Consider the following 15,181-nt stretch of genomic DNA (forward strand, 5'->3'; position numbering starts at 1 on the left):
AATTAGTCCGCAAAATAAAATCTTTTCTTCGTGGAATGCAAGAGGTTATGCTTATTGCATGTGTTTCAAATTGAAAGCATAAAGAATTAGCATAAAAATACTAAAGAAGACTCCTGCAAAAGCCGTGATAACCCCCAGCCAGCCGCCAATCAGGAAAAGCGGCAAAAGGAATGCACAAGCAATTCCGGCCATGTAGAGATAAAAGCCCTTTTTCTGCAGATTCCACATTTGATAAGCTGCGAACAGTGAAAGCGATTCGAAGATGAGCATAATGATCGCTCCTGTTTTTATGGATCCGGCGTTGGTTTGTTCGATCACTGCCTCAAACATTTTGTCCATCGTCTGGGTGTCGGCCGTTGTTTCCTGGTTTTTCAGACTTTCGCGCACACCTTCAAAGGTTTCACGCGTCTTATCAGCCATGATTTCCGGGTTCCACAAACGTTCAGATTGCGACCAAAGCCCTGAAACCGAACTCATAAAAGTAAGGATACATAATATGGTAAGAAACGTTGGTCGATTTACTATTTCATTCATTAGTTTGTAAATAAGTCAGCAGGGTTTTCTGATGAAGGATGTAAAATTTGTGGTTTTAGCTGAAAACACCAAAGCCATTTGAATATTCTTATAAGGGAACATACATTTGTCATTTTTAGTGTGAAAATATTACAACAACCGAAAGACCACCTTTTATGAGCCTACAAATTCTGACTGACCGCGTTAAAAATATATTGGGAACTGACAGCGGTCTCGGCGCCACTGTCAAATTCAAAACAGAGGAAGGAAACGTTTTTATCGACAGCAAATCGGTGCCTAATGTGGTTACCAATGATGACCTGGAAGCCGATTGTACTTTTGAAGTTTCTACCAAAAATGCGCTTAAACTGATTGACGGCGACCTGAATGCAATGATGGCTTACATGACCGGAAAGCTTAAAATTGACGGGGATATGGGTGTGGCTATGAAAATCGCGGAGACATTCGGCGGAAAATAGTAGTCTGGGCCAGGCAATTCCTTTTCATTCCAGGCAGTCCATTTTTTATCAAAACCAAAATCATGACGTGTTATGGAGAAGCAAACGGAGCATAATGCCAGCAATTTGCAGCGCAGGGATTTTCTGAAAGCCGGCGCGCTTGCTGCGTCCGGTTTCATGATCGTGCCGCGTCATGTTTTGGGAAAAGGATTTATTGCGCCAAGCGACAAGCTGAACATTGCAGCCGTGGGCTGCGGAGGAAAGGCCGACGTAAATATAAGGTTAGCTTATAATGAAGGCGCCGAAAACATTGTGGCATTATGCGACGTGGACGACCGGCAAGCTGTAAAATATCGCAAGCAATTTCCGAATGCACCTTATTATAAGGATTACCGGAAAATGCTTGAAAAGGAAGCCAAGAACATTGACGCCGTCATTGTTACCACGCCCGATCACATGCACTTTCCGATTGCCATGGCTGCTATGGAGCTCGGCAAGCACGTTTATGTCGAAAAGCCGTTGACAAAAGACATTTGGGAAGCGCGTAACCTCACAAACGCGGCCAAAAAATATAAAGTTGTAACCCAAATGGGCAACCAGGGAAGCAGCAGCGACGGCACCCGGCAAACCGAAGCATTGGTGCAATCCGGCGTCATTGGCGATGTGCAAAAGATTGAAGTCTGGACGGACCGCCCGGTTTGGCCGCAAGGCGTGCAATCGCCAAAAGACAAAGGCGAATCGCAGCCCGTTCCGCAAGGCGTTGACTGGGATCTCTGGCTCGGAACGGCCCCGAAGCGTGATTACCATGAAGCATATATGCCGTTCAGGTGGCGCGGTTACTGGGATTTTGGCACCGGCGCATTGGGCGATATGGGCTGCCATTTCATCGACGTGCCGTTTCGCGCATTAAAATTGGGTTATCCGACTTCGGTTGAATGCAGCGTCGGATCGGTTTATGCGGACTTTTTTGAGCAGGCATTTTTCGATGATGTTGCTCCGCCTTCTGCATCCATTCACATGAAATTCGCTTCCAAAACGCCCGGTAAGGACATTAACTTTTCCTGGTACGACGGCGGAATGCGCCCCCAGTTGCCGGAAGGGTGCGATTACAAGACCGTTTTCGGCAGTGTCGACGGCGGAATGCTTTTCACCGGAAGCAAAGGCATTATCAGCGCAGAAATGTTTGGCAATAACCCGCGTTTGTGGCCGGAAAAGCAATTTGAAAACGTAAGGATTAATACAAAACCCCGCGCACTGGTTCAGGGAGGCTCGGAAGGGCATCAGCAGCAGTTTGTGCAGGCTTGTAAAAAAGGCCACGGCACTTACACCAGCTCAGCATTTGAAGAATCAGGGCCTTTGACCGAAATCGTGCTGATGGGAAATCTTGCCGTGCGCTCTTATTTGCATCGTGAGCCCAAAGCCGACGGAAAAGGCGGCTTCAATTTTCCGGGACGACAAAAACTGATCTGGGATGGCGCCAATATGAAGATCACCAACTTCGATGTGGCCAACCAGTTTGTAAAAAGAGAATACAGAACGGGCTGGTAATTAAAGCTCTAACTCCCGCAGATACATTTGGATTGTATTTTCCAATCCCAAATAAAGCGCATCTGAAATCAAAGCATGACCAATGGAAACTTCATCCATCCAGGGAATGCTTTGTTTCAAAAAATGAAGGTTATCTAAACTAAGATCGTGGCCGGCATTCAATCCCAGACCAACTTCCCGCGCTTTTTCGGCGGCTAGAATAAATGGAAGGACTGCTTTCTGGCGGTTTTCAAAGTAATGTGCTGCATATGGCTCAGTATAAAGTTCGACGCGGTCAGCGCCGCAAATTTTCGCTCCTTCCACCATCCGTTCATCCGGATCAACAAAAACGGAAACACGAATGCCAGCCGATTTAAATGTCTGAATCAAATCAGTCAGCTCACTTTTGTTCGTAATCGTGTCCCAGCCCGCATTGGAAGTGATCGCGTGCAAGGCATCCGGCACAAGCGTAACCTGATCCGGTGTGTTGGCCAAAACAAGCTCGACGAATTTTTTTTCAGAAGGATTTCCCTCAATGTTAAACTCTGTCGTGACCACTTCTTTCAAATCATACACATCCTGATAACGGATATGGCGCTCATCGGGCCGTGGATGGACGGTTATTCCCTGCGCCCCAAAACGCTCACAATCCAGCGCCACTTTCAGCACATTAGGATTATCACCACCACGGGAATTGCGGATAGTCGCGATCTTATTAATGTTAACGCTTAGTCGGGTCATCGTTTTAATGTTGAATGATTGAATGAGTGAATGAATGAATGTGTGTGCGCTTTGCGCTGATGTGTGAGCGCCGTTGCGCTGAATGATCGAATGTGGCAATGGCTTTGGTAAGCACAATTTAAAGGATTCGGTTAACTTTGCAGCCCGATTGGCGAATTTAACATTCAGCCATTCAAAAATCAAAACTAAACCAATTCACCACTATTGAACCGATTAATCACTCATTCAAGTAACAACATTCAGTCATTCACTCATTCAGTCATTCAAAATTAAAGAGATATGTCACTAAAAACCCAAGTTGAAAACGGCATTAAGGATGCCATGCGGGCCAAAGATCAGGATACATTGCGGGCTTTGCGCGCGATCAAGTCGCTTATACTTTTGGAAGAAACAAAAGGTGGCGCAACCGGAGAACTCACTGCGGATGACGAACTTAAACTGCTTACGAAGGCAGCCAAGCAACGCCGCGAATCGGCGGATATTTACAAGACACAAAACCGTCCTGACCTTTTGGAAAAAGAAGAAGCTGAGCTTGCCATTATCGAGCAATTTTTGCCAAAACAGCTTACAGAAGATGAGGTTAAGGCCAAATTGCAGGACATTATCGCAAGAGTTGGCGCTTCTTCACCGGCTGATATGGGCAAAGTGATGGGCGTGGCAACCAAAGAATTGGCAGGACAGGCAGACGGACGTGTGGTTTCTACTTTGGTAAAGAGCTTGCTAGCATGAAATTACTGGATGTTCTCATCCTCATTCCCCTGCTTTGGGGAGCATTGCATGGTTATCGCAAAGGACTTTTGATTGAAATTATCGGCATTGCCGGACTTGTGATCGCCATGATTTTAGGTTTCAAATTTTTAGGCCTGGGAATGGAAATTCTCACGCCTTATTTTAGTGACAGTGTGGCCAAGAGAATTCTGCCTTACGTTGGGTTTTCGGCCATTTTCTTTCCTACAATCTTTTTGCTGAATCAATTTGGCTATTCGATCCGGCGCTCGCTGCGCTATTCCATATTAGGAACATTTGATAGTGTGGCCGGAGGAATGGTGGGTGTGCTGACCTGGGTTTTCGGGATCAGCGTTTTCTTTTGGCTGGTCAATGCGATCGGTGTCAAAATCCCGGAACACCGCACGTCTGACACGTATCTTTATCCGATCGTTGTGCCCATTGCTCCAAACCTGATCACCAAAGCGCTTACATTAATGCCCTCAGGAACGGAGCTGATCAGAGAATGGAAGCATGAATATCTGGATGAGGAAGCGGAACCGGTTTCGCAGGAAGATCTGTGATTTGTACAAAGACTGTCAGGATTTGAACTTTCAAAATTCCGTAAAGGTTACGTTCCGTAGTTGAGTTTCAGTAACTTTGCGAAATAAATCGTCCGGTGCCTTTGTGCATTGGAATCATAGAAAAAGACAATGATTGAAATTAATAAGCGGCAGGATATCCGGAAAATGGACGTTGAACAGCTGAAAAGCTGGCTGGCCACGCATGGAGAAAAGGGTTTTCGTGCCAAACAGATATTTGAATGGATCTGGAAAAAATCAGCCCATTCTTTTGATGAAATGACCAATTTGTCGCTCACAACTCGGCAAATGCTGAATGAGCACTTTTTGATTCATTCGCTCGGTGTTGCCAAACAACAGCAAAGCAACGACGGCACCATTAAATCTGCATTCAAACTTTTTGACGGCAATCTCGTAGAAGGCGTCCTAATTCCAGCTGCCGACCGCATGACGGCTTGCGTAAGCAGCCAGGTTGGATGTTCATTAACCTGCAAGTTTTGCGCAACGGGTTATATGGACCGCAAACGTAACCTGGAAGCAGGAGAAATTTACGATCAGGTGGTGGCGATCGCTCGTCAGGCAGAAGGAAGTTTTAAAGCACCATTGACCAACATTGTGTACATGGGCATGGGCGAACCTTTGCTGAATTATGCCAATGTGCTGCAATCCATCGAGCACATTACTTCCCCGGAAGGACTTAATATGTCGCCGAGGCGCATTACGGTTTCCACTGCCAGGAATTGCCAAAATGATCAAAAAGCTGGGCGATGACGAAGTGAAATTCAGATTAGCATTGTCATTGCACGCAGCAAATGATGAAAAGCGGAACCAGATCATGCCGATTAATGAATCGAATTCGCTTGATAATCTGGCTGAGGCACTAAATTACTTTTATAAGAAAACAGGCAACCGGATTACGTTCGAATACATTGTTTTCAATAATTTCAACGATACATTGCAGGATGCCAAAGAGTTATGGGAATTTACAAAACGGGTTCCTGCACGTGTTAACATCATTGAATACAACCCAATCGCTGAGGCAGATTTCAAGAATACGGAGGCGGACAGATTGGACAAATTTGCCGCTTATCTCGAAGACAGAGGCGTTTCTGTGCATGTGCGCAGGAGCAGGGGCAAGGATATAGACGCTGCTTGCGGTCAATTGGCCAATAAAGAAGCAGCATAATCTTGAATACTTATTGCGAATCCTGAATTAACAATTTGGTAATATTGCAGCGGCAAGTAATAAGTAGTTTTGTCTCCTATTAAATAAACCTATATTCTTCATTTATGTTTGGTCTTGAAACCGACATTTTTATCCTCCTTGCTTTCAGTATTTTAGCAGCCTGTGCATTCGAGTTTGTAAATGGCTTCCACGATACGGCAAATGCGGTTGCCACTGTTATTTATACCAACTCATTAAAACCCAATGTGGCCGTTATCTGGTCGGGTTTCATGAATTTTTGCGGTGTTTTTCTTGGCGGCATCGCGGTTGCAATGGGGATTGTCAACCTCCTTCCGGTTGAATTATTAATTGACCAAAATGTATATCATAGCGCTGCTATGATTTTTTCATTGCTGTTCAGTGCGATTATCTGGAACCTCGGCACCTGGTATTTCGGACTTCCCAGTTCGAGCTCGCATACATTGATTGGCTCTATTTTGGGTGTAGGACTCGCTTTTACATTCATGCCTGAAAATTCAGAAGGAGCTGGCGTTAACTGGAGCAAAGCGCAAGAATTATTTACTTCACTGCTTACCTCACCGATTTTTGGTTTTGCATTAGCGATCATAATCATGTTCATTTTACGGAGAATGCTTTCGAAGCCGCTCCGCGAAGTTGTATTTAGTGAGCCAAAGAAAAATCAGCCGCCTCCGATGTGGATCAGGGCTATATTGATCACAACCTGTACGCTTGTAAGCTTTTTTCACGGTTCTAATGATGGTCAAAAAGGCGTTGGACTTGTCATGTTGATCCTGATCGGGATTGTCCCGGCACACTTCGCATTGGACAACAGCATTGATCCAGCATTGATGAAGACAGATCTTTCAGGCATTGAACGCGCGGTAAATACAATCGATTCTTCGAGATTGTCTGTTTCGGATCGCCACCATTTGTATACGATAAAATCAGAAATTGACACGCTTAATGCGCAGATTAACCAGCCGCTTGTGGATCATAAGCTGCCATTGGAAGACCGCATGAATGCACGTCGCTCTTTGCTTTTGATCAGCCGTAACCTGAAAACCATTTTGGATAACGGTCAGGCAAACCTGAATGCAACAGATAAAGCGTTCCTGAAATCGCAATCGGGCAGTGAAACGGGCATCAGACGATACACGGATTACGCACCGGATTGGGTGATTTTAATGATTTCACTTTCACTAGGGCTAGGAACAATGGTCGGTTGGAAAAGGATTGTTGTAACGATTGGTGAAAAAATCGGAAAACAACACCTTACTTATGCACAAGGCGCTTCTCGCTGAACTTGTTGCAGCGAGCACAATCGGCGTTTCGTCTTATCTGGGTCTTCCGGTAAGCACCACGCACGTGCTTTCTTCCGGGATCGCAGGTTCGATGGTTGCTAGCAAAGGGGTTAAGAACTTACAAGGCGGAACGATCCGGAACATTGTGATTGCCTGGGTTTTAACACTTCCGGTAACAATGGTTTTGTCCGGAACACTTTACGTGTTTTTCCGCTGGATTTTGTAGAATAAAGTTATTATATATAGCATTGAAGGGTCGCCGGGAGCATTTCCGGCGACCCTTGAATTTTTTAGCGTGTTGCACTTTCTTTGCTTTTCATTGGTTTAATATTGTAAATTCGGGTCCACGCGATGGCCGCCACGCGATGGTCGGAATTTTTATGATCAACTAAAAGCCAATTATTCACCATAATGACGACTATTGAAGCGCAGGTCAACCGTTACGGATATGTTACCGAAGCTGTTGCTGATGATATTGATTTGATTGCAGAAATCAATCGACTGAAAAAAGAAAAGAATGCAGTGATCCTGGCGCACTATTATGTGGATGCAGAAATCCAGGACCTTGCGGATTATATTGGCGATAGTCTGGGACTTTCGCAGCAGGCAGCCGCAACAGAAGCGGATATGATCGTTTTTTGCGGCGTCCATTTTATGGGTGAAACTGCAAAAGTGCTTAGCCCAAACAAAAAAGTGGTTATTCCCGATTTGAATGCAGGCTGTTCACTCGCGGATTCTGCTCCTGCTGATAAGTTTGCTGCATTTAAAGCACAATATCCCGACCACATTGTGATCAGTTACATCAACTGCTCAGCCGAAATTAAAGCCTTAACCGACATTGTCTGCACATCTTCCAATGCGTTGCAAATTGTAGAAAGTCTTCCGAAGGATCAAAAGATCATCTTCGCGCCCGATGCGAATTTGGGACGCTACGTTGCGCATAAGACAGGTCGTGAAATGGTTTTGTGGGATGGCGCCTGCATCGTGCACATTGACATTTCAAGAGAAAAGCTGAAACAGCTGCGGGAGGATAATCCGGACGCATTGCTGATCGCGCATCCGGAATGTAAGGAAGATATTCTGATGCAGGCAGACTTTGTGAGCTCTACAACCGGCTTGCTGAAATTTGTAAAAGATTCTCCTCACGAGAAGTTTATCGTGGCAACAGAAGCGGGAATTTTGCATAAAATGAAACAGTCTGTTCCTGACAAAAAGCTCATTCCTGCTCCCGGGTCAGACAACAACACCTGCGCTTGCTCCGAATGTCCTTACATGAAAATGAACACATTGGAAAAGGTGTATAATGCACTTTTATATGAGCAGCCGGAGATTATTGTTCCAGAGGACATTCGTCTCAAAGCATATAAGTCCGTTGCCCGCATGCTGGAATTAAGTAAAGGAATATAGTAGCAATCGGCTTTCGGCTATCAGCATTCAGCCGACTGCCGGCTGCCGAAAGCCGAAAGCCGCCTGCCAATTTTGCCCAAACACTAACCTCAAAAAAATGCCCCAATTCGATTTCCTGATTATCGGTTCCGGAATTGCCGGATTAAGTTATGCAGCCAAGCTGGCAAGACATTTTGACGAATTGAAGCAGGAAATTTCCATTGCCGTCATTACAAAAGTGCAGGCGGACGAGACTAACACCAAATATGCCCAAGGCGGCATTGCGGTGGTTTGGGCTGAATCGGATTCGTTTGAAAAGCACATTCAGGACACAATGGATGCGGGTGACGAGGTGAACAAGCGCAATGTTGTCGAGATTGTCGTGCGGGAAGCACCAAAGCGGATTCAGGAGCTGATCGATTACGGAACGCGGTTTGACAAGGAAAAAGGAGGGGAATATGATCTGGCCAAAGAAGGCGGACATTCAGACCACCGGATTTTACATTTCAAAGACATTACTGGTGCAGAGATCGAGCGCGCTTTGCTCGAAGAAGTGAACAGACATAAAAGCATTCAGATTTTCACGCATTACTATGCCGTTGAATTGATTACGCAGCATCATTTGGGCGAAACTGTTTATCGTTACCGCGAAGACATTCAATGTTATGGTGCTTATGTTTTGAATCGCCAGACTGGTGAAGTTGAAAAATTTGTGGCTAAAACTACAATGCTTGCGACAGGCGGCATTGGCAATATTTATCAAAGCACAACCAATCCCACCATTGCAACCGGCGACGGCATTGCAATGGCTTACCGCGCCAAAGGGATTTGTGATAATATGGAGTTTATACAATTCCATCCCACCAGCTTTTACCAACCCGGGCAAAAACCTTCATTCCTGATTTCAGAAGCCGTAAGAGGATTTGGAGGAATTTTGAAAAGGGCGGACGGAAGCACATTCATGGAGCTTTATGACGACCGCCTTTCTCTCGCGCCGCGTGACATTGTGGCCCGCGCTATCGACTCCGAAATGAAGAAAAATGGTGTGGATCACGTATATCTTGACGTGCGCCACCTTGATTACGATAAGTTCCTCGAGCGTTTCCCAAACATTACTGAATACTGCCTTAAATCGGGCGTCGATATTAGAAAAGATATGATTCCCGTTGTTCCGGCGCAGCATTATTTGTGCGGCGGGATTAAGGTTAATGAGTGGGGAAAAACCAATATCAACTTTTTATACGCAGTAGGAGAGTGTTCTTGCACAGGCTTGCACGGATCTAACCGTTTGGCTTCCAATTCTTTACTGGAAGCAGCTGTCTTTGGCCATCGCGCATATGAAAGCACCGTTGCGGATTTTCACAGCGCATTTACACCGGAAAACATTCCGGAGTGGGATGATTCAGGAACAACGCATCCGGAAGAACAGGTTTTGGTAACTGAAATGACGCGCGAACTGAATAGCATTATGTCCAATTACGTTGGCATCGTCCGCACAGATCGCCGTATGAAACGCGCTTACGACCGCCTGGAATTGCTGCACAAAGAACATGAGCAGCTTTATCGCGAGTCGAAAGTTTCCGTGGCGATATGTGAGTTGCGGAATATGATCTCGGTTTCTTATCTGATTATAAAAATGGCAATGGCCCGACGTGAAAACATCGGGCTGCATTACAATTCGGATCACGTAACTTCTGATCGCGTTATCGCTTAGTGATTGCTTTTGGGTCCGGATGCATTTCGTCCGGACGAATGCGGTCTTTTTTGGTAACCGCGCGTCGCCACACGTTTTCACCCACTTTTTCGCCAAGATAAGTGCCTTCCTCGACGCCGTCCCGATAGTGGATTCCACCATAAACGCGGCTGATTGAAGCATCCCAATAGGCTTCTTTAAACGACTTAAAGGATTTGATTCCGTGCCCGTATTTCTTTTCGGTTGTATCCGTAAAGGCAACATTGTCACCAATCAAATGTGTGAGGACCGTGCCGCAGGCTGCTGAAATGGAGCTGTGCCCGCTTACATATTCCGGGAAAGCCGGTGTTTCCAGGAAAGGTCGCCAGTTAGGATCCCAGTTATTATTGATCACCGTTTCAGGCCTGATGCGGACCGTTTTATATTTTTCCTGCCAGCAAGCCGAGAATGCGTCAAATATGGCTAACGAACCCAATGTGTAAGCCTCAGTTGATTGCATTAGATTCAGTTTTTTGTCCGTTGCAACCGTTTTAATGATGGCCAGCCAGTGACCGGCCGGCGTCATTTTTTTATTGGCAAACATGGCATGTCCCACAACATTCGTTACAAAAGCATTGTCATCCCAGAAGTAAGCCGTTGCTTTCTGCTCCTCCGTTAACGCATTGCCCGTGTTGTACACTTCCATCGCCAGCTTCATGAATGGACTGGTCTTGTTCAGGTCGTACTTTGCAGGCGGCGGGCAGCTGAATTGGTTAACAGAATCCAGCGCAAAAGTCCGCACGGTGTTCCACATAGGTTCACACGCATCCGCGTAAGCAGGCGGCGTAGGCACCCAGGTTCCGGGCGCATTTGTAACCGTATAGCGATAACCGCGTATCTCTTTATAATGATCTTTTGCTGAATAAGCGAGCACGTGCTTGGCAACTGAGTCACCGTATGCAGTGGAACGTTCAAAAACGTCCTCGGGAATGCCCATTTTACGATATTTTTCAAAAAGATCCTTTTCGTAATCGTCCCACATATTGCCCGAAAAAGTGAGCGTCCGGCCAACGACCGTGAACGCCTTCATGCTAGCAAGCGGGAAACAATAAGCGAGCGCCGTATCAGGCTTTGGCGGTGCAGTGAATTTAACTAATTGTCCGCCAAGTGATTGATAATCAGTATAAGCAGGGGCTAATGCTTCATATGCCGCAAGGAAAGAATAGCCGTAAATGCGGCTGGCAACCGGCGGCTTAAAGATATCGTGAATAATGACATCCGTGAGATGTGTGGTCGTTTCATGAAACAGTTTCGGGTCAGAAGCTTTTGCGTTGTATTCTTCTGGTGAAACAGTCTTGGAGCAACTAACAGTAAGCGCAATCAAAATCAGCGAGAGTAAACCGAATTTCATTCTTTATGCGGTAGGATATGTTATGGCAATTTCAGAACACGAAGTTAAGCAAATATCCAGCAGATTTGCCGCGTATTAATGTAACTTTTAGTAGACAAAGTTTTGTTAATCAAATTTTGAGGGCAAAAAATTGTTATTTTCTTAGAATGCATTGACACTAACATAGAATGCTTTCATTTGTGAAATATTTAATATCTTTTTGTACAATCGAACGAGGAAAACATCTAATTTGGTACTTATCCTGTAAGCTTGTGAATTTTACGCATGTAATTGTGTACGATTAACACGCTTCAAACCTGAACAAATCGAGCTTACAAAAATCAATTAATAACCCTAATTTAACCTATGTAAATACTTTCCAATCCGAACTTTCTTTCCAAACTGACTGGCTCCATTAGGGAAGCCTGTGGCTGACTCTACGTTCCGTGCTTATACGGTTAAGCAAATTTTTTATCCTACTACCTAATTCAAATAATAATCTATGAGAAATTCTACTGGATGGACACTTCGTGCAGCATCACGATCTGTGTTTTCTCTTTTACTGATCCTCGTTGCAGTGATGGGAGCTGTTGCCCAGAATGCCATTAAAGGAAAAGTCAGTGATGAGCAAGGGCTGCCCCTGCCCGGCGTAAGTGTCGTTGTAAAAGGAACCACAACCGGTTCTGTTACAGATAATGAGGGTAATTACAATGTAGCAGCCGACAGGAACTCGACGCTGGTATTTTCATTTATCGGTTATCTAACCCAGGAAATCGAAATTGGCAGCAAAAACAGCGTTGACATCAAGCTGGTTACCGATACAAAAGCACTTGAAGAAGTGGTTGTAGTAGGTTACGGAACTGCCAAAAAAGCAACATTAACAGGTTCTGTAACAGCCGTTAAGGGAACTGAGCTTCAAAAAGCGCCTGCCGCTAACCTTTCCAATACATTGGGTGGACGTTTGCCAGGTATTTCTGCTGTACAAGGCAGTGGTGAACCTGGTTATGATGGCTCGGCCATTCGTATCCGCGGAACCAACTCACTGGGTAACAGCAATGCGCTGATCGTTGTGGATGGTGTTCCTAACCGGAGCGGTGGTTTGGACCGTATCAACCCGGCTGACATTGAAAGTATTTCTGTTTTGAAAGATGCTGCCGCTGCCATTTACGGTTCACGTGCTGGTAACGGGGTTATCCTAATCACAACAAAACGTGGAAAAACAGGTAAGCCGCAATTATCTTACGATATGAACTTCGGGATGTCGCAGCCGACACGTACACCTGAAATGTCAAATGCAACAGAATATGCAACGATCAGAAATGAGTTGCAGATCTATGATAACCTTCCGGTTGGAGAATGGCAGGGTGCATTAACCGGCTTTAACACAACGGGTTCTTACAAAAGAGTTGACAACGGAAACGTAATCAACGCGGTTTTCAACCCAGACGACATGAAGAAATTCGCTGACGGTTCTGATCCGCTTTTGCACCCGAACACGGACTGGTATGGTTCGGTTTTGAGAAGATGGGCGCCTCAGCAACGTCATAATGTGCAGCTGACCGGTGGTAGCGAGAACATTAAATATCTTGCTTCGTTAGGCCACATTAACCAGGACGGTTATTACGTAAATTCTGCAACTGGTTACAAACAATATGATATGCGTATCAATTTGGATACAAAGATCAACAAATATGTAACTGCAAACCTTGGTCTGACACTTCGCGAAGAATTCCGTCACTTCCCAAGCGGTGGCAACGGCGCGGGTGCGATCTTCCGTATGTTAATGCGTGGTAAGCCAACAGAAATGGCGATCTGGCCAGACGGACGTCCTGGACCGGACATTGAAAATGGTCAGAACCCGGCCGTTATCACAACTAACACAACCGGTTACAACAACGACAAGCGTGATTACGTACAAACAAATGGTGGTCTTGAAATTCAGGTGCCAGGTGTGCCAGGTTTGAAAATCAATGCAATGGCAGCTTTGGATAAGCAATTGCGTCGTCAGAAAAACTTCGAAACGCCTTGGACTTTGTATTTCTGGGACAAAAAATCTTATGAAGCAGACGGAACAACGCCTGTATTGACAGGAACGGTTCGCTCTACATTTAAAGATCCTCGTGTGAGAGAAAGCGCTTCGCAAGAACTTTCAATCCAGCTTACAGGTCAGGTTTCGTACGAAAAATCTATTGGTGGCCACAACTTCAATGTAATGGCGGGTATCCAGCGTGAAAAAGTCGAAGCGGACGGATTCTTTGCATTCCGAAGATATTTCATCTCACCGGTTGTTGACCAGCTGTTTGCGGGTGGAACTGCTGAGCAGGACATTAACAACTTTGATCTTTACAAAAGAGCTCGTTTGAGCTATTTCGGACGTGCTGGATACAACTTTAAAGAAAAGTATCTGGCTGAGTTCCTATGGCGCGTAGACGGATCTTATGTATTTCCAAAAGAGGGCCGTTTTGGTTTCTTCCCGGGTGTTTCTGCGGGTTGGAGAGTTTCAGAGGAAGATTTCTGGAAAAACAACATTCGCTTCCTAAACAATGTAAAAGTGCGTGGGTCGTAGGGGTCAAATGGGTGCTGAGCCTTACATCCTGGGAACAGAAACGCTTGCGGAATACCAATATTTATCAACAATGGGCTTTGGCAGCTACATTATCAATGACCAGGTTGCCAAAACATTGCTTGAATCCCGCGTTGCCAACAAAGCGTTTACGTGGGAGGTTGCAAACAACAGCAACTTCGGTATCGAAGGAACATTGTTTAACGACAAAGTGGCATTCGAATTTGACTATTTCGTAAACAACCGTTCAAACATTCTGATCCCAAAAACAGGCACAACGCCATCATCTGCTGGTATCGACGGAAAGCTTCCGCCTCAAAACCTGGGTAAGCTGCAAAACAAAGGATGGGAATTCAAAGTGAGCTACGATGGCAATGCTGGTGATTTCAACTATTCGGTAAGCGTGAATGGTGGTTATGCCAAAAACAAGATCAAATATTGGGATGAAGTGCCAGGCGCACCAAGTTATCAGCAATCGACTGGTATGCCTTACCAATCATTCCTTGTTTACACATTTGACGGGGCATTCAAAGACCAGAGTGAAATTGATGCGAACAAAATCGACTACTCGCCGATTACAGGTAACCTGAGACCTGGCGATATGAAGTTCAAGGATATCAATGGTGATGGTAAAATCAGTGCTGATGACCGTATTCGTACAGAAAAAGTACAGCGTCCTTGGTTTACCGGTGGTGCTTCTGTGAACTTGGGTTACAAGGCGTTTGACTTGTCAGTCTTGATGCAGGGAACATTAGGCGGTCTGCAAATCGTAGGTTTGACAGAATCAGGTGACATTGGTAACTATCTGAAATATGACTACGACCACCGTTGGACCATCGATAACCCAACAAGCGAGTACCCACGTTTGACTAACCGTAACAACAGATATTACACCAACACGGGTCAGGCTGGTATCAATGATTACTTCTTGAAAAGCAACAATTATCTGCGTGTTAAAAACATCGAATTGGGCTACAACCTGCCTACGGAGATCGGTTCCAAGATCGGTTTGAGCAGCCTTCGTATTTATGTGAATGGTCTGAACTTGCTGACATTCGACAAGATCAAGGTTTGGGATCCAGAATCCACTAACCAGAGCGGACAGTATTATCCACAGGCAAGAGTTGTGAGCGCAGGTTTACGTTTAGCATTTTAATG

Annotated in this window: 9 protein-coding genes and 3 pseudogenes; 9 read left to right on the forward strand and 3 right to left on the reverse strand. The window is 45.3% G+C overall.

Features of this window, described 5'->3' with window-relative positions; translation table 11 throughout:
* Positions 1–51: 51 nt before the first annotated feature.
* Positions 52–477, reverse strand: coding sequence for a hypothetical protein (locus AC0IYG_RS11985; RefSeq protein ID WP_471711304.1), 426 nt, complete (start codon positions 475–477; stop codon positions 52–54).
* A 212-nt stretch (positions 478–689) separates the two neighbouring features.
* On the opposite strand from AC0IYG_RS11985, the gene AC0IYG_RS11990 reads away from it, so the two are divergent.
* On the forward strand, positions 690–992 hold the full coding sequence (locus tag AC0IYG_RS11990) for an SCP2 sterol-binding domain-containing protein (protein ID WP_471711305.1): 303 nt from the start codon (positions 690–692) through the stop codon (positions 990–992).
* A 72-nt stretch (positions 993–1,064) separates the two neighbouring features.
* Positions 1,065–2,519, forward strand: a complete 1,455-nt coding sequence (locus AC0IYG_RS11995; RefSeq protein ID WP_471711306.1) for a Gfo/Idh/MocA family protein — start codon at positions 1,065–1,067, stop codon at positions 2,517–2,519.
* Here the strand turns inward: AC0IYG_RS11995 and AC0IYG_RS12000 are convergent, their stop codons facing one another.
* The gene (locus AC0IYG_RS12000) at positions 2,520–3,239 is read right to left on the reverse strand and encodes a pyridoxine 5'-phosphate synthase (RefSeq protein WP_471711366.1); all 720 of its coding nucleotides are present in this window, start codon (positions 3,237–3,239) and stop codon (positions 2,520–2,522) included.
* Positions 3,240–3,518: 279 nt separating this feature from the next.
* Between AC0IYG_RS12000 and AC0IYG_RS12005 the strand changes: the two genes are divergently transcribed.
* The 6 genes and pseudogenes from AC0IYG_RS12005 (at position 3,519) to nadB (ending at position 10,112) form a co-directional block, all read left to right on the forward strand.
* Positions 3,519–3,968, forward strand: coding sequence for a GatB/YqeY domain-containing protein (locus AC0IYG_RS12005; RefSeq protein WP_471711307.1), 450 nt, complete (start codon positions 3,519–3,521; stop codon positions 3,966–3,968).
* Positions 3,965–4,528 carry a CvpA family protein gene (locus AC0IYG_RS12010; RefSeq protein ID WP_471711308.1) on the forward strand — a complete coding sequence of 188 codons (564 nt, stop codon included), beginning with the start codon at positions 3,965–3,967 and terminating at the stop codon, positions 4,526–4,528. The genes AC0IYG_RS12005 and AC0IYG_RS12010 overlap by 4 nt, the downstream gene beginning before the upstream one ends.
* Positions 4,529–4,657: 129 nt before the next feature.
* A pseudogene (rlmN, locus tag AC0IYG_RS12015) lies at positions 4,658–5,711 on the forward strand (dual-specificity RNA methyltransferase RlmN).
* Between the two features lie 104 nt (positions 5,712–5,815).
* Positions 5,816–7,238: pseudogene (locus AC0IYG_RS12020) on the forward strand (inorganic phosphate transporter).
* A gap of 185 nt (positions 7,239–7,423) precedes the next feature.
* A complete protein-coding gene (gene nadA / locus AC0IYG_RS12025) occupies positions 7,424–8,419 on the forward strand; it encodes a quinolinate synthase NadA (protein ID WP_471711309.1) in 996 nt (331 codons plus the stop codon).
* Positions 8,420–8,516: 97 nt separating this feature from the next.
* Positions 8,517–10,112 carry an L-aspartate oxidase gene (gene nadB / locus AC0IYG_RS12030; RefSeq protein WP_471711310.1) on the forward strand — a complete coding sequence of 532 codons (1,596 nt, stop codon included), beginning with the start codon at positions 8,517–8,519 and terminating at the stop codon, positions 10,110–10,112.
* Here the strand turns inward: nadB and AC0IYG_RS12035 are convergent.
* A complete protein-coding gene (locus AC0IYG_RS12035; protein WP_471711311.1) occupies positions 10,102–11,481 on the reverse strand; it encodes a vanadium-dependent haloperoxidase in 1,380 nt (459 codons plus the stop codon). The two genes, nadB and AC0IYG_RS12035, sit on opposite strands and share 11 nt — an antisense overlap.
* A 559-nt stretch (positions 11,482–12,040) precedes the next feature.
* Between AC0IYG_RS12035 and AC0IYG_RS12040 the strand changes: the two are divergent.
* A pseudogene (locus tag AC0IYG_RS12040) lies at positions 12,041–15,179 on the forward strand (SusC/RagA family TonB-linked outer membrane protein).
* The last annotated feature ends 2 nt before the right edge of the window (positions 15,180–15,181 follow it).

The sequence above is a fragment of the Dyadobacter sp. AC419 genome (genome assembly GCF_979253085.1).

Coding starts and splice junctions, on each gene's coding strand:
- AC0IYG_RS12010 (WP_471711308.1), top strand. CDS start 3,965: ATGAAATTACTGGATGTTCTCATCCTCATTCCCCTGCTTTGGGGAGCA.
- AC0IYG_RS12035 (WP_471711311.1), bottom strand. CDS start 11,481: ATGAAATTCGGTTTACTCTCGCTGATTTTGATTGCGCTTACTGTTAGT.
- AC0IYG_RS12005 (WP_471711307.1), top strand. CDS start 3,519: ATGTCACTAAAAACCCAAGTTGAAAACGGCATTAAGGATGCCATGCGG.
- AC0IYG_RS11985 (WP_471711304.1), bottom strand. CDS start 477: ATGAGTTCGGTTTCAGGGCTTTGGTCGCAATCTGAACGTTTGTGGAAC.
- AC0IYG_RS11990 (WP_471711305.1), top strand. CDS start 690: ATGAGCCTACAAATTCTGACTGACCGCGTTAAAAATATATTGGGAACT.
- nadA (WP_471711309.1), top strand. CDS start 7,424: ATGACGACTATTGAAGCGCAGGTCAACCGTTACGGATATGTTACCGAA.
- nadB (WP_471711310.1), top strand. CDS start 8,517: ATGCCCCAATTCGATTTCCTGATTATCGGTTCCGGAATTGCCGGATTA.
- AC0IYG_RS11995 (WP_471711306.1), top strand. CDS start 1,065: ATGGAGAAGCAAACGGAGCATAATGCCAGCAATTTGCAGCGCAGGGAT.
- AC0IYG_RS12000 (WP_471711366.1), bottom strand. CDS start 3,239: ATGACCCGACTAAGCGTTAACATTAATAAGATCGCGACTATCCGCAAT.